The organism is Nocardiopsis camelliae (assembly GCF_028993595.1).
Classification (GTDB): domain Bacteria; phylum Actinomycetota; class Actinomycetes; order Streptosporangiales; family Streptosporangiaceae; genus Nocardiopsis; species Nocardiopsis dassonvillei.
Genome location: NZ_CP118614.1, coordinates 6743671 through 6761641, shown reverse-complemented (window position 1 = coordinate 6761641; position 17971 = coordinate 6743671). Strand labels below are relative to the sequence as shown.

Here is a 17971-nt window from a genome sequence, read left to right as displayed (position 1 = left end):
GTCCGGCCCGGCGTCCCCGCGCGGGCGCGAGACGGCGTGCGGCGGCCCGCGGGCAGCCCCGGAACGCTGCCGTCCCCGGCGCGGGCGCGTCACGGAGGCGCGGCGGGCGGGGGAGCGGCCCGGGAGGGGGCCGTCCCCGTGCGGGCGCGGCGCGGAGGAGGGGCCGGGTTGCCGTCCCCGCGCGCGGGCGCGACACTTGGCCCACACTCGCCCGCCGGACGCGAAGGGGCGGGTCCCCGCGCGCGGGCGCGACGCGACCGGCCCCGGAGAAGCGACCCGGGCGGTCCGCGCGCGGACGCGGCGTCCCGGAGCGGGGGAGAGCACAGCGCGGACCGCGGCCGGGGACCGGCCGTCGAGGTGGTGGAGGTGGCATTGGGCGGGCCGTCGCGGGTGATCCCGCACACGACGAGCAGGGCGGCGGTCCTCGACGTCATCCGTGCCGCGGGCACGATCAGCCGCGTGGGGCTGGTGGAGGCCACCGGGTTCACCGGCGCCACCATCTCCACCGTCGTCCGCAGGCTCATCGACGACGGCCTGGTCCTGGAGACCGGGCGCGCCGAGTCCACCGGCGGCAAGCCGCGCGTCCTGCTCCGGCTCAACCGCGAGTCGCGCTACGCCGTGGGCGTCCACATCGACCCCATCGGCATCACCTACGCCCTCATCGACCTCACCGGCGCCGTGGTCTCCCGGATGACCCGCGCCGGGGTGAACCGGGACGAGGACCCCGCCGAGACCACCTCCCGCATGTCCCGGCAGGTGGAGGCCCTGGTGGAGGGCGCCGGTGTGGACCGCGAACGGGTGCTCGGCGTCGGGCTGGTCGCCCCGACCGGCGCGCTCCACCGGCACCCCTCACTGCGGCACTGGGCCGACTACCCCGCGGCCGAGGAGCTGGAGGACGCGGTCGGCCTGCCCGTGGTGCCGGGCAACGACGCGACCGCCGCCGCCCTCGGCGAGTACTGGTCCGGCGTGGTCGGCGGTTCGTCCATCTTCGCCGCCGTGTACATGGGCACCGGCGTCGGCGCCGGGGTCCTGGTCAACGGCATCCCCTACCACGGGGCCAGCGGCAACGCCGGGGAGATCGGGCACGTGTGCCTGGACGTGGACGGGCCGCTGTGCTGGTGCGGCGGGCGCGGGTGCGCCGAGGCGGTGGCCGGCCCGGCCGCCGTCGTGGCGGCCGCCCGGGCCGACGGGGAGCTCGCCCGCACCGCCGGCCTCACCCGGGACGGCGTCCGGGTCCGGCCGTCGGTGGGCGCGGAGTTCACCGCCGTGGTCCGCGCGGCCCGCATGGGCCAGCCCACCGCCCGCGCCCTGCTGGACCGCTCCGCCCGCCGCCTGGCCGTGGCGGTCCGCACGCTGGCCAACCTGATGGACCTGGACCTGCTGGTGCTGACCGGTTCGAGCCTGGCCGCGGCGGGGTCGGTCTACCTGCCCGTCATCCAGGAGGAGCTGGACCGGGCCTTCTTCGCCCGCGCCGCCCACCCGGTCGAGGTGCGCATGTCCACGTCGGCCGCGACCGCGCCCGCCATCGGCGCGGCGGCCATGGTCCTCCAGGGCCAGCTGGTTCCGCTGCGCCCCGGGCTGCGACTGCCCGCGAACCTGTCGGAGTCCGGGGCGGACTGGGACTGAGCGCCCCACGGGACCGTCCGCGGGGGCCGGTCCGGTCAAGCGTCCGGAACCCGCCGGAAAACCGTCCGCCCGGTGTCGGGCGCCCCCAGACCGCCGCCGCCGGGCGTCCGGGGCGCCCCCGGGGACGCGGTCAGGCGTCCGGGACGCCCTCCCCGGCGCCCTCCAGCTCCTCGACGGCTCGGGTCAGCCACGCCACCCACCCGGCCTCCACGTCGATGCCGCCGAGCAGCACCAGGCGCTGGACCCGCTCCCGTTCGGTGGCGGGCCCGTCCGGGTAGTCGCGCCGCTCGAACCCGCGGTACTCCTCCAGCCGCAGCAGGTGCAGATCGCGGTGGCGGCGCAGTTCCGCGACCAGGCCGCGCACGCCCACCACCCCGGCGGCGCGCAGCCGCAGCGGCAGCGGGTCGCGGGAGGCCCTGGGGTCCTCGCGCAGGTCCACCCAGCGCTCCAGCTCCTCCCGTCCCGCGGGCAGCACCTCGTACTCCTTGCGCCCTCCGCGGGTCGGCCCGTCCGTCGCCAGCGCCCGGATCAGCGCCGCCCGCTCCAGCTTGCCCAGCTCCCGGTAGATCTGCTGGTGGGTGGCCGACCAGAAGTACCCGATCGAGCGGTCGAAGCGCCGGGCCAGCTCCAGGCCGGACGAGGGCTTCTCCAACAGGGCGGTCAGGATGGCGTGGGGCAGGGACATGGGCGCATTCTAGGCAGTGTTCTTTGGGGCCTCCGCTTCGCTTCGTCCCACCCGTCGCCCGCCACCACCCTCAACGGACGCTGCGCGCAGTCCTTCTTGTGTTCGGGCGTCCGAAGAACGGGAACCTTCGGTGCCTCCGGTGAGACGGCTCGTGCCCACCCGTCGCCCACCACCACCCTCAACCGACGCCTACGGCGCAGTCCTGCTTGCAGTCCCGCCTCCGTCACCTCCAGAACCCCGTGGACGCCCGAAGACCCCCCTGTAGCAGGCTCAGAAAAAAGATCCGCGCCCCATCACGGAGCGGACTCGGGGAGGCGGACCATGACCCTGCCCTCCACGACCGACGCATCCAGGACCTGCGGCGGAGCGGTCGCGGGACCGTGGACCACCGTCCCGTCGTCCAGGCGGAACTCGCTGCCGTGCCAGGGGCAGCGCACGCACCCGTCCACCCGCTCGCCCTCGGCCAGGGGAGCGCCCATGTGCGGGCACGTGCCCAGCATCGCGCTCACGGAGCCGCCCGTCCGCGCCACCAGGACCGGGACACCCGCCACGTCGCCCCCGCCGAGACCGCCGTCGTCGAAGCCGTCCAGCGGGCCGAGGTCGTGCCAGCCCCCGGGCAGCAGGTCGACCAGGTGGTCGGCGCTGTTGGCGCCCGCCGACCGGTAGTAGGCCATGTGCCCGCCCAGGGACCCGCTCAGGCCGACCACGCCCACGCCGACCAGCGCCAGGAACCTCCCCCAGCCCTGGCGGCCGCGTGCCCGGGCCAGCGAGGAGGCGCCGAACAGCAGGGTGCCGACGCCGTTGGTCGCCGCGTGCACCACGCCCACGCGCTGCTGGCGCTCGTGCTGCTGCGACCAGTCCGCCAGGCCGCTCACCACGGCGGGCAGGGTCGTGACCAGACCGGCGTTGACCAGCGCGTGCGCGCTGCGGCGGTGGTCCCCGGGCAGCGAGTCCAGCAGGACCGCCGCCATCCACGTACCGAGGGGCAGCTGCACCAGGATCGGATGGACGGGGTGCCCGAGCTGGACCCCGTGCAGCATGTCGCGGACGGTGCCGGACGGGATCCGTTCGGCCAGGCTCTTCATGCTGGAGACCGCGGGGTCGAGCTGCTCGTCGCGTTCGATCCGGCGGATGCGTTCACCGATTCTCATGGTGGTGCGGCTACCCGGGGTGCGCGCGTGCCACTCACGGGACACCGGGCCGCGCGGATCCTTGAACCCGGCTTTCCCCGGCCTCCCGTTGCTCCTGCGCCGGGGAGGCCGGGGCGGGCGTCACAGCGCGGCGGCCAGTCGGGTGCCCTGGTCGATCGCCCGCTTGGCGTCGAGCTCGGACGCCTCGTCGGCGCCGCCGATCAGGTGGACCGCGCGGCCCGAGGCGGTCAGCTCGTCGGCGAGGTCCCGGAGCGGCTCCTGGCCCGCGCACACCACGACGGTGTCCACGTCGAGCACGCGCTTCTCCCCGTCGACGGTCAGGTGCAGGCCCTCGTCGTCGATCCGGTCGTACTCGGCCCCCGCGACCGTCTCCACGCCGCGGTGGCGCAGCTCCAGCCGGTGGATCCACCCGGTCGTCTTTCCCAGGCCCGCGCCGACCTTGCCGGTCCTGCGCTGGACCAGGTGCACCGTGCGCGGCGACGCCGGACGCAGGGGCTCGCCGAGGCCGCCCCGGGAGGCGGGGTCGGTGTCCACGCCCCACCTGCGCAGGAACTCCCCGGTGTCGACGTCGCCCCCGCCGTCGGTGAGGAAGGCGGCCACGTCGAAGCCGATGCCGCCCGCGCCGATGACCGCCACGCGCTCGCCGACCTCGGTGTTCCCGCGCAGGACGTCCGCGTAGCCCACCACCTTGGGGTGGTCCACGCCCGGGATCCCCGGCACACGCGGGGTGACGCCGGTGGCGAGCACGACCTCGTCGTAGCCCTCCAGGTCGGCGGCCCCCACCCGGGTGCCCAGCCGCACCTCCACCCCGTGCCGGTCGAGCTGGACGCGGTAGTAGCGCAGGGTCTCGTCGAACTCCCGCTTGCCCGGCACGCGGCGGGCCAGGTTCAGCTGGCCGCCGATCTCCCCGGCCGCGTCGAACAGCGTGACCTCGTGCCCGCGCTCGGCGGCGGACACGGAGCAGGCGAGCCCGGCGGGTCCGGCGCCCACGACGGCCACCCTCCTGCGCAGGCGGGTGGGGGAGAGCACGAGTTCGGTCTCGTGGCAGGCGCGCGGGTTCACCAGGCAGGAGCTGACCTTCAGACTGAACGTGTGGTCCAGGCAGGCCTGGTTGCAGCCGATGCAGGTGTTGATCTGCTCGGGGGTGCCCGCCGCGGCCTTGGCGACGAAGTCGGGGTCGGCCAGGAAGGGGCGGGCCAGGGAGACCATGTCGGCGTCGCCCCCGGCCAGGATCTCCTCGGCGACCTCGGGGGTGTTGATGCGGTTGACCGCGACGAGCGGCACGGACACCCGGCCCCGGAGCCTGCGGGTCACCCAGCTGTAGGCGCCGCGCGGAACGGACGTGGCGATGGTGGGGATGCGCGCCTCGTGCCAGCCGATGCCGGTGTTGATGATGGTCGCCCCGGCCTCCTCCACGGCCTCCGCCAGCCGGACCACCTCGTCGAACGTGGAGCCGCCGGGGACCAGGTCGAGCATGGACAGCCGGTAGACCACGATGAAGTCGGCGCCGACGCGTTCGCGCACGCGCCGCACGATCTCCACGGGGAAGCGCACGCGGTTCTCGAAGGAGCCGCCCCAGTCGTCCTCGCGCCTGTTGGTGGCCCGGGCGATGAACTGGTTGATCAGGTACCCCTCGGAGCCCATGATCTCCACACCGTCGTACCCGGCGTGCCTGGCCAGTTCGGCGGCGCGGGCGAAGTCCTCGATGGTGCGCTCGACCTCGTCGCCGGTGAGTGCCCGGGGCGTGAAGGCGCTGATGGGGGCCTGGATCGCGCTCGGCGCCACCGCGTCCTCGTTGAAGGCGTAGCGGCCGGTGTGCAGGATCTGCATGGCGATGCGCCCGCCCTCGCGGTGCACGGCCTCGGTGACCACGCGGTGCTCCCCGGCCTCCGCCTCGGTGGTCATCTTCGCGGCGCCCTCGTAGGTGGCGCCCTCGGGGTTGGGGGCGATGCCGCCGGTGACGATGAGGCCGACGCCGCCCCGGGCGCGCTCGGCGTAGAAGGCGGCCATCCGCTCGAAGCCGCCCGGCGCCTCCTCCAGGCCCAGGTGCATGGAGCCCATGACCACGCGGTTGGCGAGGGTGGTGAAGCCCAGGTCCAGCGGTTCCAGCAGGTGGGGGTAGTCGCCCATGTCGTCTCCTCGCGCGGTGCCTCACGGGCCGGTGTCCGGTCGGCCCGCACCCATTATGCAACAAGTTGCAAAAAGGGTCGTGGGCGCACCTCGTGTACCGGGGAGGCGGGCCCGGACATGACGCGTCCCCCGTCCCGGCGGACGGGACGGGGGACGAGGCGGTCCGGGAGGGGGCGTGCCGGGGAGGGGATCCGGGGTCAGCTGCGCTGACGGCCGACGCCGCTGACGTGCCCGTTGCCCTCCGAGCCCGCGTCCGGGCCGCCATCGTGGCGCATCCAGACCGTGCGCTGCGGGAAGGGGATGTCGACACCCGCTTCGTCGAGCGCGTCCTTGACGCGTCGGCGCAGCTGGCGTGTGATGCCCCACTGCTGGAGCGGTACGGTCTTGACGACCATGCGGACCGTGACGCAGTCGGCGTCCAGGGACTGCACGCCCCACACCGCCGGGTCCTCCAGGAGCCACTTGCCGTGCTCCGGGTCCTCGCGCAGTTCCGCCCCGGTGCGCTCCAGGACCTCGTAGACGGTGTCGAGGTCGGCGTCGTAGGCGACACCGACGTCGAGGACGGCGCGTGCCCAGCCCTGGCTGTCGTTCTTCACGCGCAGGATCTCGCCGTTGCGGATGTACCACAGCCCGCCGTGGAGGTCGCGGACCTTGGTGATGCGCAGGCCGACGTGCTCGACCGTGCCGATCGCCTCGCCGAGGTCGACGGTGTCGCCGACCCCGTACTGGTCCTCCATCATGATCATCAGCCCCGACATGTAGTCGGCTACCAGGGACTGCGCACCGAAGCCGATCGCCAGACCGACCACGCCCGCGCTGGCGAGCAGCGGGCCGAGCGCGATGCCGATCTGGTCCAGGATCATGGCCACCGCCATGACGGTGACGACCACGGTGACGATGCTGTTCAGCACGGTGCCCAGGGTCCTGGCCCGCTGCTCGCGCCTTTCCGCGGCGCGGGCGTGGCCGCGCTGGAGGACGGCCGCGCCGCGGCCGTTGCGGCGGGGCCTGTCGTCGTCGCCCTCCTCGGGCGGCTGGGTGGCGCGCCGCAGAGCGCGGTCGATCGCACGTTTGCCCAGAGCCCGTACCAGGACGGCGGCGACGACGATGAGGAGAATGCTCAGGAGTGTGCCGGTGAGAGCCCCGGCGTTCTCACGCAGCCAGTCCGGTGCGTTGAGGGCCTGGTCGGCCAGGTCCCCCTGGGAGAGGGTGAAGTGGGATGACACGGGATGATCGCCTTCTTGTCGTAGGGACGGAGATCTTCCGGGTTGGCGGCCGAGAGGGAGCGGCGTGCGCGGACCCCGTGTTGTCGGGTGCGCACGCACCGCCACCCCGACTCGACCGTCCCGCCCCCGAGGGTAGGGGCGGGGTGCCACCCGATCGGACGGACGCCGAGGTCACGGGGCTGTTTGCCGACTACTCGGCCCGAAGCTGATGTCGCCGCGTCCTGGGATCGCGAGAGCCTGACGCCGCCTGTACCTGCCAGGGGCTCGGGTCGGCGTCGGCGGTCGGTGGGGCTCTGGTCGTCAGTCCCTGTCGTCGTCGGTCCAGGCGTGAAGCTTGTCCGGGTTGACCACCAGCCACAGGTTGGACACCAGGCCGTCGCGCACGTTCAGGGCGAGGACGGCGACGGTGGTGCCGGCGATGCGGACCGTCACACCGGGGGCTCCGTTGACGTTCTCCTCGACGAGTTGCACCCCGGGTTCCTTGCGCATGAGACCGAGGAAGAGGCGGGCCACCTTGTTCCGGCCGACGACCGGGCGCAGGGCCGCGCGCACCTTGCCGCCGCCGTCGCTGAGCGACGCGACTTCGGGGTCGAGGAGGTCGATGAGGGTGTCGAGGTCGCCGGTCTCGCAGGCGACCCGGAACGCGGTGACGACCTGCCGGTGTTTCTCTGCCGTACTGCTGCCAGGCCGTTGGCCGGCGATACGCCGCCGGGCGGACGCGGCGAGCTGTCGGCAGGCCGCGGGGGTGCGGCCCACCGTCTCGGCGATCTCGGCGAATGGCACGCCGAAGACGTCGTGGAGGACGAAGGCGACGCGTTCCGCCGGAGTGATCGATTCCAGGACCACGAGCATTCCCATGCTCACCGACTCGTCGAGGGTGATGCGGTCGGCGGGATCTGCGCCGCCTTCGCGGCCCGTGCTGGTCCACAGGGTGTTGTGCCGGACGGGCTCCGGCAGCCATTGACCGTGTAGCGCTCCCGGCGGACCCGCGCCGACGCGAGGTGGTCGAGGCAGATCCGTGAGGCGACCCGGGTCAGCCAAGCCAGCGGTGCGTCGATCCCCTGCCGCCCCTCCTCGGACAGGGCGTACCAGCGGGCGTACGTCTCCTGGACCACATCCTCGGCGTCCTGCACGGAGCCGAGCATCCGGTAACCGAGGTTGAGCAGCCGGCGGCGCTCGGCCATGAGGGCGCCGAGGGGAGGGTCCTGGGCCGACCCGGAGGGTGTGGACACGGCGTCATCCCTCCTGGACGGTGTGCTGGGCGAGCCATGCCCCGAAGGTCTGGCTGCCCCGCGGCCCTTGTCCGGCAGGCAGCAGACCCCCGCCCGCCATGGCCGTGCCCACGGCGCCGGGCATCCTCATCGGCAGCAGCAGACGCCGCTGGTTCCGGTCCCGCAGCAGTCGGCGCACCATGTCGACCATCTGCTCGACCTGCGGTCCGGCGAGCTCGGGGGCCATGCCCTGGGCCGGGGCCATCGTGAGCCGCACGAGCTGCTGGGCCACCTCACGGGCCGCGACCGGCTGGGTCCGCATCCGGGGCGCCACCGCCAGTGGCCCTGGCACCCGGTCGAGGGTCTGTTCCGCGAACTCGTGGAACTGGGTGGCGCGCAGCACCGTCCACGGCGTCCGCCCGCTCTTCGCCACGCCCTCCTGGCGCAGTTTCCCCTGGTAGTAGCCGAAGCCGATCTGGTCGATGCCGACGATCGACAGCAGGACGTGGTGGCCCACCCCGGCTCGCTCACCGGCGTCCAGGAGGTTGCGGCCGACGATGCCGAAGAACGCGATGGCCTTCTTGTCGCTCATCGTCGTCACATTGCTCACGTCGATGACCGCCTCCACGCCCGCCATGGCCGCGTCGAGGCCGACGCCTGTCACAAGGTCCACACCCTGCGACCGGGCCAGCACCACCGGCTCATGCCCGGCCGCGGCCAGTTCCCCGACCACATACCGGCCGACCAGCCCGGTCCCGCCCGCCACTGCCACCCGCATACCGGACCCCTCCTTCACGCTCATGTAGCCGTCGTCGCCGTTGTCGCCGAACGTCATCGGGTGTCGTTCCGCCGTCCGAGGAGGTCAGGCACCAGGAGCAGGGCCGACAGGAGCACCAGTGCGGACAGGGAGACGGCGTTGAGCACCTGGTCACGCATGTCGTACATGTCGAGGTGCTGTACGTGGTAGATGAGGTGCAGCACGTTGAAGACCAGCCACACCGCTCCCGTCGTCTGGACCAGTCGGGTGTTTCGCACAGAGCTCAGCGTGACGAGCGTCAGCACGGCCAACGCCAGGAACATGGCCCCGACGTCCTTGGAGAGGTGCTCGTTGTAGGGGCCCAGTTGGGGCAGCCAGCTGAGCCCGAGGCCGGGGAAGTTCGCATACCAGCTTGTCGGGGCGAAGTAGGCCCAGAGCCCTGTGTACAGGCCGACCGCGGCCAGGAGGCCGAGACTTGCGTAACGGAGTTTCGTGTTCATGCCTCCATGACGACACAGCGCCCTGAAATGTGAGGCGGGTCGCCGCGCTGTTGATTCCAGGGATTGGCCTGCGCAGATCAGAGGATTCTCCGGCGGCAGACCGTGGCGGCACTGGCTGCAGCGGGCGGGACGTTCCCCCCGGTCAGTGGACGTCTTCGTTGCTGAAAAGCGCGAGGAGGAGTCCATGTCATGGCCATGAAGCGCTACCAGCACGTGGTGGACGAGGTCCGCACCGACGTGGCCGACCGGGTCGGCGGACTCATCTGGGAGGCTCCCCAGTCGGAGGAGGGCGGCTCAGGCTCCGGAACGGCCAACTGAGACTAGGAACGACGAAGGCCCCGACCGGTGTCCGGTCGGGGCCTTGCGTTTCGGCTGCTGGCTTTCGGGGGTTTCAGGGGGTCGTCCCCCTGGGAAAGACTTCGGCCCGTGGGGAGGACGACCGAAGGTCGTCGACCACCACGGGCCGCTCGCGGAGGATAGGGGATTCGAACCCCTGAGGCGTTGCCACCAACACGCTTTCCAAGCGTGCGCCCTAGGCCACTAGGCGAATCCTCCGCGAACAACTCTACATGCCGCGACAGGGTGCTTCGAACAGGTTCCCGCGGCCCCGCCCGGCCCCGGGTCACAGGGCCCGGCTGGACCTCACCGCGCTGATGGCGTTGTTGCGGAAGGCGTCCACGAACAGCGAGTAGTCGGCCCGGGTCTGGGCCGCGTACCGGTGCGCGAAGTCCACGCACCACCGCGTGAACTCCGCCTCGCGGCCGTCGAGCACCTCCATGACCGCCTCCTCGGTCTGGCCGCGCACGAGCGTGGCGTCCGCGTGCGAGTCGGACACGCAGTGCGCCTTGGCGGTGGCGCGCCCCAGGTAGTCCAGCACCGGCACGATCTCCGCGGGCTCGGTGAGGTCGTCCCAGTCCAGGTCGTTGGTGTAGGGGGAGACCTCGCTCACCACGAAGCCCACGGAGCCCATCTCGGTGTGGCCCAGCAGCGGGTCCGTGTGCGCCTGGAGCGCCCGCTGGGACACCGCGGTGCGGTGGCCGTGGTGCTGGAAGTAGTCCATGATGCGCTGGTCGGTCACCACCCGCGAGGGCGCGGCCACGTTGCCCTGCTTCATGGACAGCACGATGTCGTTGTCCCACGCCTCCGACTGGCCCTCGATGAGCAGCGTGTAGGCGGGCAGCCCCGCCGAGCCGATCCCGAAGCCGCCGCTGCCCACCGCGTCCTTGACCGCGTAGTTGATCGACGCGTACCGCCGGTCCTCGGGGATGGTGTCCAGGTAGGCCTCGTAGGCGGCCAGGACCCGTTCCCGCTCGGCGTCGTCCAGGCGGCGCGCCCTGGGGCCCTCGGTGAAGCGGCGGGTGTACCCGTCGCGGGACGTCATGGACGACAGCATCCCCGCGCGGCTGTTGAGCCGGGTCCTCTGGAGCACGTCGTGCACGGTGCCGTCGGTGTTGCCCAGCTTGAGCGAGAACTCCGAGTCGTTGCCCGTCGTCGCGAACTCGCGCACCTGGGCGATGTAGGCGTCGACGTAGTGCGGCAGGAGCGCACTGATGTCCTCGTCGGACAGGGCCTTCTGCCAGCCCATCACCCCGATGCTGGCCGCGAACCTGAGCACGTCCCAGGTGAAGTGGCCGAGGTAGGCCTCGTCGAAGTCGTTGACGTCGAACACCAGCCGCCCGGTGGAGTCCATGTAGGTGCCGAAGTTCTCCGCGTGCAGGTCGCCCTGGATCCACACCCGCGAGGTGCGTTCGTCGGCCCAGGGGTCGTCCATGCCCGAGACGTCGTCGTAGAAGAGCGCGGCGCTGCCCCGGTAGAAGGCGAACGGGTTGGCCGCCATCTTGCGGAACTTGACGCGGAACGCCGCCGGGTCGGCGGCCATCAGGTCCGAGAAGGCGTTCTCCAGCGTGGCGACGATGAGGTCGCGGCGCTCCGGGGAGCTGTCGGTGGAATCGAGCCGGTCGAGCATGCCCATGCCGTCCATGATCTCTGAGAGGTTACGTGTGTGCCGGTCCGGGCCCCGTGGGCCCCGTGCCCGAGATGAGACGCCTGATGTGGGATGTACGTTCCGCCCGATGCCGGTGTTCCGGAGGGCGACGCGCTCCGGGGAAGCGGCCGGGGCGCGCACGGGTTGCCCGAGCGGTCCGGGGTTCGGATACACTCGGGGCAGACCCCTCGTGCGGCGTCACCCTATGAACCTCCCCAGGGCCGGAAGGCAGCAAGGATAAATGGGCTCTGGCGGGTGCGCGGGGGGTCCTTTGTCTTTCTCCGGCCCGGTCGAACCCCTCCCGGTCCCCGTCAACCGGCGCGAGCTGTCACCGCCCGCGGGTTGAATGGACACGTGGCAGGGACCAGGGGAGGAATCACACCGTGAGCATCGCGCTGTACCGCAAGTACCGGCCCGCGACGTTCGGCGAGGTGCGTGGCCAGGAACACGTGACGGACCCGCTGCGCCAGGCGCTGCGCAGTGGACGGATCAACCACGCCTACCTGTTCAGCGGCCCGCGCGGCTGCGGCAAGACCACCAGCGCCCGCATCCTGGCCCGCTCCCTCAACTGCGCCGAGGGCCCCACGCCCGACCCCTGCGGCACCTGCGACTCCTGCGTGGCGCTGGCCCCCGACGGCGGCGGCAGCATCGACGTCATCGAGATCGACGCCGCCTCCCACGGCGGTGTGGACGACGCCCGCGACCTGCGCGAACGCGCCTTCTTCTCCCCGGTCAACTCGCGCTACAAGATCTACATCATCGACGAGGCGCACATGGTGACCCGGGAGGGCTTCAACGCCCTCCTCAAGCTGGTCGAGGAGCCCCCGCCGCACCTGAAGTTCGTGTTCGCGACCACCGAGCCCGAGAAGGTCATCGGCACGATCCGCTCGCGGACCCACCACTACCCGTTCCGCCTGATCCCGCCGAGCACCCTCAAGGAGCTCATGGAGGACCTCCTCAAGGAGGAGGGCGTCTCCTACGACCCGGCCGCGCTGCCGCTGGTCGTGCGCGCGGGCGCGGGCTCGGCGCGCGACACGCTCTCGGTGCTGGACCAGCTCATCGCCGGTTCGGACGAGGGCGGCATCACCCGTGAGGGCGCCGTCTCCCTGCTGGGCTACACCGACTCCAGTCTGCTCGGCGAGATGGTCGACGCGCTCGGCGCCCGCGACGGCGCCGCCGTGTTCGGCCTGATCGACCGCGTGGTGGAGGGCGGGCTCGACCCGCGCCGGTTCACCACGGACCTGCTGGAGCGCTTCCGCGACCTGGTCGTCCTGGCCGCCGTGCCCGACGCCCTGGACAAGGGCCTGGTCAACGTCGACCCGGAGGCGACCGAGCGGATGAAGGACCAGGCCGCGCGCCTGGGCCCGGCCGAGCTGAGCCGCGCGGCCGACATCCTCAACCAGGGCCTGACCGAGATGCGCGGCGCCACCGCGCCCCGTCTGCTGCTGGAGCTCATGTGCTCGCGGGTGCTGCTCCCGGCCGCCGACGGCGACCAGGGCGTGGCCCTGCTGGCCCGCCTGGAGCAGATGGAGCGCCGGATCGCCTCCGGTGCCGTCGCCCCCTCCGCCGCCCCGGTCCAGCCCGCCCCCGCGCCCGCACCGGTCACACCGGCCTCCCCGGTGGTGCCCTCCGAACCCGTGCGCGCCGCCGCGGCTCCCGCCCCGTCGGTCGCTCCGGCTCCTCCGGAGGCCCCCGCCGCCCCGGCCCCGGCACAGCAGCGCTCCGAGCCCGCGGGCTGGGACGCCCCGGCCCGGCAGGCCGCCCCCGCCCGGAGCCAGGCGCCCGCGGCATCCGGCGGCTCCCTGGACCTCGGGCGCGTGCAGGGCGCCTGGTCGCAGATCCTGGAGGCGGTCAAGGGCCGCCGCCGGTTCACCTGGATGGTGCTGAGCGGCAGCGACGTCCGTCCTGTGGGTGTGGAGGGCAACGCCGTCCTGCTCGGCTTCTCCCGGCCCAACGAGGCCAAGGGCTTCAGCAACAGCGGCAGCGACCAGGTGGTGGCCGCCGCGATCCAGCAGGTCCTGGGTATGGAGGTGCGCGTCGCCGCTGCGGGCAGCGCCGCCACGGCCTCCGCCGCCCCCGCGCGCAGGCCCGAGCCCGCGCGCCAGGCCCAGGCCGAGCCCGCCGGATGGGACGCGCCCGCTCCCGAGCCCGCGCGGCCCGGGGCGCCCGAACCCGCGCCGCAGGCGGCCTCCGGCCCGAACCCCGGACAGGCTCCGGAACCCGCTCCGACCGGTCCGCCGCCGGACCGCATCGTCACCGGACTCCAGGAACCGCCGCCCGACCCCTACGAGGACGCGGCCGCCGCGCCGCCGCCCGAGTACGGCGACTCCTCGCCCGCGGTCGAGCAGGCCCCCCGCCCCGCCCCGCCGCGGCCCGAGACCGCGGCGCCGCCCGCCGGAGCCGCCTCCGCGGGCGCCGTCGGCGGCGCGGAGGCCCCCGGCGGCGCGAGGGCCTCCGGGCCTTCCAGCGCCTCGGGGGCGTCGGGCGCCGGGCTGATCGAGTCAGAGCTCGGCGGCCGGGTCATCGACGAGATCGAGCACGAGGCCCCGGACCCGTCCCTCTAGGCAGTGTTTTTTGGACCTCCGCTCCGCTTCGGTCCGTGTTCGGGCGCCTGGAGAACGGGAACCTTCGGTGCCTACGGTGGGACGGCTCGTTCCTCGCAGTCCCACCTCCGCCACCTCCAGAACCCCGTGGGCGCCCGAACCAACCCCCCACAAGCTGAGACCGGTTCAAAAACAGACCCTAGCGATGCCCTCCGGGCCTCCGCGTTCGCCGCTGAAGGGCGCCCCCGCGGCTATTCGCGGGGGCGCAGCGCGCGCAGCACCACGTCCACGAGCTCGTCCACGTACTCGTGCGTGAGCGGCCCGGTGCGCAGCAGCCAGCGTTGGTGGAACGGCCCGAGGAACAGCTCCGTGGCCAGCCGCAGGTCGATCTCCGGGTCCACCTCGCCCGCCGCCACGGCGGAGCGCAGCCGGTCCTCGAAAACCCGCGCGTTCGGGCCCATCAGGCGTTCCTGGACGATCTCGGCGAAGACCGGGTCGTGCTGGAGTTCGGTGGTGAACGCGCGCGTGGTCCGGTCCATCTCCGGGATGCGGAACTCGTCCGCCGTGGCGCGGAGTACCGTCCGCATGTCCTCGGCCAGGTCGCCGGTGTCGGGCAGGGGTTCACCGGCGACCCCGCCGGTCAGCGCGGTGAACACGTCCAGGACGACGGCCGCCTTGGACGGCCACCAGCGGTAGATGGTCTGCTTGCCGACCCTGGCCCTGGCGGCGATCGCCTCCATCGTGAGCCTGGCGTAACCGACCTCGCCCATCAGTTCGGCGGCGGCGTCGACGATGGCGCGCCGCGCGCGTTCGCTGCGGCGGCGGGGGTCGGGACCGCGGCGGACCCTGGTCTCTTCCTGTGCGGTGTTCTCTGCCATACCTGCCACGTTAACCGCTGAAAAATGACGAGACGTATCGTCTTGGTGCCGATATCCTGCGGGGGTCGGATCGACTCGCCGAGGCGTCTCGCCTCGTCTGGAGGGAAAGGAGGTCCGCGTGGGCAGGAACAGCGACAACCTTCTGGGCATGGGCGGACAGCGCAACACCGTCTCGCGCTCCGCGCTTCGCGGGGGCAAGGGCGGCGGCCGGGGCGGCCCCAGCGACGACGCCGTGGAGCGCAAGCAGGAGCTGCTGCGCAAGCTCCGCGAGAAGCAGGGCAAGGACGCGAACGCGGAGCCCGAGGAGACCGAAGGCGCCCAGGGACAGGCGTGAGCGCGCGGCGACGGCCCCTCCCGAGGGGGCCGTCGGCGTCCGCGCACCCGGCGCGGTCACACCGTCCAGCCCCGTCCGTCCGGTGAGTCCAGCCACACCCGGTGCGTGCCGTCGGCGTCCACCGAGAGCCCGAACCGGTCCGGGTCGGGCGCGCCCAGCCGGGTCCACAGCTCCAGGGCCTCCTCGAACTCGTCCCAGATGCTCCTCGGGCCGCCCTGTTCGATCATCCACGAGGTGCCGTAGGGGTACACGCGCACCCACGACGCGCCGCTCCGGTCGAACACCCACACGCCCGACCCGGTGCCGATCCACCGCCGCCGCACCCGCCAGCCCGGCACCATCACCGACAGCGCGAACGCCGACGGGAAGGTCATCAGCGGCGCCACGGGGTCGGTCTGCGTGAGCCGGTACTCGTCGGGCTGCTGCCCCGAGTCCCGTACCGGTCGGGGCTGGGCGTCGGGGGTCCTCAGCGGCACGAACCCCACACCGCCGTGGAAGCTCGCCCGGGCCGAGCCGTCCCCGGGGCACTCCACGCGCGCGATCACCCCGGCCCCCTCCAGCAGCCCCCACGGGCACACCACCAGGCCGTCGGGGCGCAGCTGCTCCACCCAGGCGGGCGGCACGCGGCGCACGCCGCAGGTCGAGGTGATCCGGTCGTAGGGCGCGCCGGGCGGGTACCCCCCGTAGCCGTCGGCCAGGTGGACGGCGGGGGAGTAGCCCTCCGCGCGCAGGGCCTCGCGGGCGACCCCGGCCAGACGCGGGTCGGTCTCCACGGACGTGACGGCGCTGTCGCCGAGCCGGTGCGCCAGCAGGGCGGTGTTCCAACCGGTTCCGGTGCCCACCTCCAGGACCCTCTGCCCGTTGGCGAGTTCGGACAGCTCCAGCATGCGGGCCAGGACCCGGGGCGCCGAGACGGACGAGGTCGCCGCCTCCGCCCGCTCCCGGGGGCCGGGACCGGTCGGCCCCCGTTGCCCGGACTCGGACTCCCCGGCGTCGTGGGTGCGCTGCTCCCGGGGCTCCGGCTCCTGTTCGCCGGGTGCCCGGAACCCCGGGGCCCGGGGGTCGGGCGCCTCCCGGTACGCGGACGGGTCGGGGCCGTCGACCTGGGTCACGATGGCGTTGTCGGCGTACACGGCCGCGAGCCACCGCTCGGGGTTGCTGTTGGCGTTGAGGGCGGTCCCGTGCGCGGTCACCGCGCCGGTCTCGGGGACGAACCGGTGTCTGGGCACCGACCGGAACGTGTCGGTGAGGGCGGCGTCGGTCAGCGTGCCGTCCGCGACCATCGCCTCGACCAGCGCCGAGTGGCGCTCTCTGGCGGTCAACACGTCCTCACTCCCCCGTGGCTCTCAGTACTTCCGGTGGCGCCCGAGGGCACTACCGGGACTCTTGTGCCCCGCAGAACACCTTTTCAACCGAGAGTGATGTTAGCGCCACTCTTGGTTCTCACTCCTGGTAGGTGCCCTTTCGGGAGAGTCGTCCTACCGGCGGTGCACGGCGTCCTCCGAGGGGCGGCCCGCACGTCTCCTCCCCTTCCCTCCCGCGGCCCACCGGCCCGCCCGCATGTCCGCTGATGACCGGTTACGCTCACAGCAAGAGCGACATGACAGCGAGACCCAGCACGAAGAGTGCGGCGAGGAGACGGCCGTGAACCCTGGCGGAATGGACATGCAGGCCCTGCTCCAGCAGGCCCAGCAGATGCAGCAGCAGCTCGTGGAGGCCCAGCAGGCGCTGGAGGACGCCGAGGTCGAGGGCACCTCCGGCGGCGGCCTGGTGAAGGTCAAGCTGAGCGGGCGCGGACAGGTCGAGGACGTGACCGTCGCCCCCGAGGCGATCGACCCGGCCGACCCCGCCGAGAGCGCCCAGACCGTCGCGGACCTGGTCCTGGCGGCCATCCGCGACGCCGAGGCACAGGTGGAGCGGCTCCAGCAGGAGAAGATGGGCCCGCTCGCCGAGGGCCTGGGCGGCGGCGGGATGCCCGGCGGCATGCCCGGCCTCCCCGGCTTCTAGCCCGGTCCGCGACAGCCGCACGGACTTCCCGGGACCGGTCCTCGGACCGGTCCCGGCACCGCTTCACAGACTGGACCCGGTACAGCTTCACGGACAGGACCCGGTACAGCTTCACGGACAGATCCCGGGGCCGCTTCGCAGACAGATCCCGGGGACGGTCCCGGTGGCGGGAACGGCACCGGGAGCGGCCGGACGGATCCCGGCGTACGCGCGAGTCCTCCGCGCCGGATACGGTGGGGGAACGGGGCCGCGGACCGCCCCGGCAGACCCGGTCCGTCACTGATGGGTAGGCGATGTACGAAGGCGCGGTGCAGAATCTGATCGACGAGCTCGGGCGGCTGCCCGGCGTCGGTCCGAAAAGCGCGCAGCGCATCGCCTTCCACCTCCTGTCCGCCGAGCACGCCGACGTCAAACGCCTCGTCAGCGCCCTCGTCGAGGTCAAGGAGAAGGTGCGCTTCTGCTCGGTCTGCGGCAACGTCGCCGAAGAGGACCAGTGCCGCATCTGCCGTGACGTCCGCCGCGACCCCGCCATCATCTGCGTGGTCGAGGAGTCCAAGGACGTCGTCGCCATCGAGCGCACACGCGAGTTCCGGGGCCGCTACCACGTCCTGGGCGGCGCCATCAGCCCCATCGAGGGTGTGGGCCCCGACGACCTGCGCATCAAGGAACTCATGACCCGCCTGGCCGACGGCCAGGTGACGGAGCTGATCCTGGCCACGGACCCCAACCTGGAAGGGGAGGCCACCGCGACCTATCTGGCGCGGCTGGTCAAACCCATGGGGTTGAAGGTGACCCGTCTGGCCAGCGGCCTGCCCGTGGGCGGCGACCTGGAGTACGCCGACGAGGTCACCCTCGGCCGTGCCTTCGAGGGCCGCCGCAGCCTGGAGTTCTAGCGCGTCGCGCTCTGGAGTTCTAGCTCACATTCGCCGTTCATCCGCGCGA

The 17971-nt window shown here is 72.9% G+C and carries 17 protein-coding genes, 1 tRNA gene and 1 other RNA gene; 7 read left to right on the top strand and 12 right to left on the bottom strand.

Annotation, left to right across the window (positions count from 1 at the left end):
• The first annotated feature begins 366 nt into the window (after positions 1 to 366).
• The gene (locus tag PV789_RS29535) at positions 367 to 1626 is read left to right on the top strand and encodes an ROK family transcriptional regulator (RefSeq protein ID WP_274975556.1); all 1260 of its coding nucleotides are present in this window, start codon (positions 367 to 369) and stop codon (positions 1624 to 1626) included.
• A gap of 130 nt (positions 1627 to 1756) precedes the next feature.
• Here PV789_RS29535 and PV789_RS29530 read toward each other — a convergent pair whose 3' ends face one another.
• The 8 genes from PV789_RS29530 to PV789_RS29495 all read right to left on the bottom strand — a co-directional run bounded on the left by PV789_RS29530 (position 1757) and on the right by PV789_RS29495 (position 9283).
• Positions 1757 to 2311, bottom strand: a complete 555-nt coding sequence (locus tag PV789_RS29530; protein WP_274975555.1) for a PadR family transcriptional regulator — start codon at positions 2309 to 2311, stop codon at positions 1757 to 1759.
• A 293-nt stretch (positions 2312 to 2604) separates the two neighbouring features.
• Entirely contained in the window at positions 2605 to 3462 is an 858-nt protein-coding gene (locus PV789_RS29525) for a Rieske (2Fe-2S) protein (RefSeq protein ID WP_013155813.1), read from the bottom strand.
• Positions 3463 to 3582: 120 nt separating this feature from the next.
• Positions 3583 to 5592: an NADPH-dependent 2,4-dienoyl-CoA reductase gene (locus PV789_RS29520; protein ID WP_274975554.1), complete on the bottom strand. Its 2010-nt coding sequence runs from the start codon at positions 5590 to 5592 to the stop codon at positions 3583 to 3585.
• A gap of 197 nt (positions 5593 to 5789) precedes the next feature.
• On the bottom strand, positions 5790 to 6815 hold the full coding sequence (locus PV789_RS29515; RefSeq protein WP_274975553.1) for a mechanosensitive ion channel family protein: 1026 nt from the start codon (positions 6813 to 6815) through the stop codon (positions 5790 to 5792).
• Between the two features lie 300 nt (positions 6816 to 7115).
• Positions 7116 to 7673 carry a sigma factor-like helix-turn-helix DNA-binding protein gene (locus tag PV789_RS29510; protein ID WP_274978286.1) on the bottom strand — a complete coding sequence of 186 codons (558 nt, stop codon included), beginning with the start codon at positions 7671 to 7673 and terminating at the stop codon, positions 7116 to 7118.
• 2 nt (positions 7674 to 7675) lie between these two features.
• Positions 7676 to 8047, bottom strand: coding sequence for a sigma factor (locus PV789_RS29505; RefSeq protein WP_274975552.1), 372 nt, complete (start codon positions 8045 to 8047; stop codon positions 7676 to 7678).
• A 4-nt stretch (positions 8048 to 8051) separates the two neighbouring features.
• Positions 8052 to 8861 carry an SDR family oxidoreductase gene (locus tag PV789_RS29500; protein ID WP_274975551.1) on the bottom strand — a complete coding sequence of 270 codons (810 nt, stop codon included), beginning with the start codon at positions 8859 to 8861 and terminating at the stop codon, positions 8052 to 8054.
• The gene (locus tag PV789_RS29495; RefSeq protein ID WP_274975550.1) at positions 8858 to 9283 is read right to left on the bottom strand and encodes a hypothetical protein; all 426 of its coding nucleotides are present in this window, start codon (positions 9281 to 9283) and stop codon (positions 8858 to 8860) included. Before PV789_RS29495 ends, PV789_RS29500 begins: the two co-directional genes overlap by 4 nt.
• 189 nt (positions 9284 to 9472) lie before the next feature.
• On the opposite strand from PV789_RS29495, the gene PV789_RS29490 reads away from it, so the two are divergent.
• Entirely contained in the window at positions 9473 to 9601 is a 129-nt protein-coding gene (locus PV789_RS29490) for a hypothetical protein (RefSeq protein ID WP_274975549.1), read from the top strand.
• 152 nt (positions 9602 to 9753) lie between these two features.
• Here PV789_RS29490 and PV789_RS29485 read toward each other — a convergent pair.
• Both PV789_RS29485 and PV789_RS29480 read right to left on the bottom strand, forming a co-directional pair.
• Positions 9754 to 9838, bottom strand: a tRNA-Ser gene (locus tag PV789_RS29485).
• A 67-nt stretch (positions 9839 to 9905) separates the two neighbouring features.
• Positions 9906 to 11264 (bottom strand): DUF2252 domain-containing protein, encoded by a 1359-nt coding sequence (locus PV789_RS29480; RefSeq protein ID WP_274975548.1) that lies wholly within the window; start codon positions 11262 to 11264, stop codon positions 9906 to 9908.
• 182 nt (positions 11265 to 11446) lie between these two features.
• Here PV789_RS29480 and ffs point away from each other — a divergent pair.
• Together ffs and PV789_RS29470 are read left to right on the top strand one after the other, a co-directional pair.
• Positions 11447 to 11542, top strand: an RNA gene (gene ffs, locus PV789_RS29475) — signal recognition particle sRNA small type.
• 108 nt (positions 11543 to 11650) lie between these two features.
• A complete protein-coding gene (locus PV789_RS29470; RefSeq protein ID WP_274975547.1) occupies positions 11651 to 13831 on the top strand; it encodes a DNA polymerase III subunit gamma and tau in 2181 nt (726 codons plus the stop codon).
• A gap of 230 nt (positions 13832 to 14061) precedes the next feature.
• On the opposite strand, the gene PV789_RS29465 is transcribed toward PV789_RS29470, so the two are convergent.
• Positions 14062 to 14688, bottom strand: coding sequence for a TetR/AcrR family transcriptional regulator (locus PV789_RS29465; RefSeq protein WP_274975546.1), 627 nt, complete (start codon positions 14686 to 14688; stop codon positions 14062 to 14064).
• Positions 14689 to 14806: 118 nt separating this feature from the next.
• Here PV789_RS29465 and PV789_RS29460 point away from each other — a divergent pair, with 118 nt between their 5' ends.
• Positions 14807 to 15022: a DUF6243 family protein gene (locus PV789_RS29460; protein WP_274975545.1), complete on the top strand. Its 216-nt coding sequence runs from the start codon at positions 14807 to 14809 to the stop codon at positions 15020 to 15022.
• 56 nt (positions 15023 to 15078) lie between these two features.
• On the opposite strand, the gene PV789_RS29455 is transcribed toward PV789_RS29460, so the two are convergent.
• A complete protein-coding gene (locus PV789_RS29455) occupies positions 15079 to 16344 on the bottom strand; it encodes a methyltransferase domain-containing protein (RefSeq protein ID WP_274978285.1) in 1266 nt (421 codons plus the stop codon).
• A 337-nt stretch (positions 16345 to 16681) separates the two neighbouring features.
• Between PV789_RS29455 and PV789_RS29450 the strand changes: the two genes are divergently transcribed.
• Positions 16682 to 17029: a YbaB/EbfC family nucleoid-associated protein gene (locus PV789_RS29450; protein ID WP_017562872.1), complete on the top strand. Its 348-nt coding sequence runs from the start codon at positions 16682 to 16684 to the stop codon at positions 17027 to 17029.
• A 293-nt stretch (positions 17030 to 17322) separates the two neighbouring features.
• Positions 17323 to 17922 (top strand): recombination mediator RecR, encoded by a 600-nt coding sequence (gene recR / locus PV789_RS29445; protein ID WP_013155805.1) that lies wholly within the window; start codon positions 17323 to 17325, stop codon positions 17920 to 17922.
• Positions 17923 to 17971: the final 49 nt, after the last annotated feature.

What these genes read in the sequence shown, in the direction of transcription:
- PV789_RS29525 (WP_013155813.1), bottom strand. Translation starts at nt 3,462, where the DNA reads ATGAGAATCGGTGAACGCATCCGCCGGATCGAACGCGACGAGCAGCTC.
- PV789_RS29500 (WP_274975551.1), bottom strand. Translation starts at nt 8,861, where the DNA reads ATGACGTTCGGCGACAACGGCGACGACGGCTACATGAGCGTGAAGGAG.
- PV789_RS29465 (WP_274975546.1), bottom strand. Translation starts at nt 14,688, where the DNA reads ATGGCAGAGAACACCGCACAGGAAGAGACCAGGGTCCGCCGCGGTCCC.
- PV789_RS29495 (WP_274975550.1), bottom strand. Translation starts at nt 9,283, where the DNA reads ATGAACACGAAACTCCGTTACGCAAGTCTCGGCCTCCTGGCCGCGGTC.
- PV789_RS29530 (WP_274975555.1), bottom strand. Translation starts at nt 2,311, where the DNA reads ATGTCCCTGCCCCACGCCATCCTGACCGCCCTGTTGGAGAAGCCCTCG.
- PV789_RS29450 (WP_017562872.1), top strand. Translation starts at nt 16,682, where the DNA reads ATGGACATGCAGGCCCTGCTCCAGCAGGCCCAGCAGATGCAGCAGCAG.
- PV789_RS29480 (WP_274975548.1), bottom strand. Translation starts at nt 11,264, where the DNA reads ATGGACGGCATGGGCATGCTCGACCGGCTCGATTCCACCGACAGCTCC.
- PV789_RS29510 (WP_274978286.1), bottom strand. Translation starts at nt 7,673, where the DNA reads ATGGGAATGCTCGTGGTCCTGGAATCGATCACTCCGGCGGAACGCGTC.
- PV789_RS29490 (WP_274975549.1), top strand. Translation starts at nt 9,473, where the DNA reads ATGGCCATGAAGCGCTACCAGCACGTGGTGGACGAGGTCCGCACCGAC.
- recR (WP_013155805.1), top strand. Translation starts at nt 17,323, where the DNA reads ATGTACGAAGGCGCGGTGCAGAATCTGATCGACGAGCTCGGGCGGCTG.
- PV789_RS29520 (WP_274975554.1), bottom strand. Translation starts at nt 5,592, where the DNA reads ATGGGCGACTACCCCCACCTGCTGGAACCGCTGGACCTGGGCTTCACC.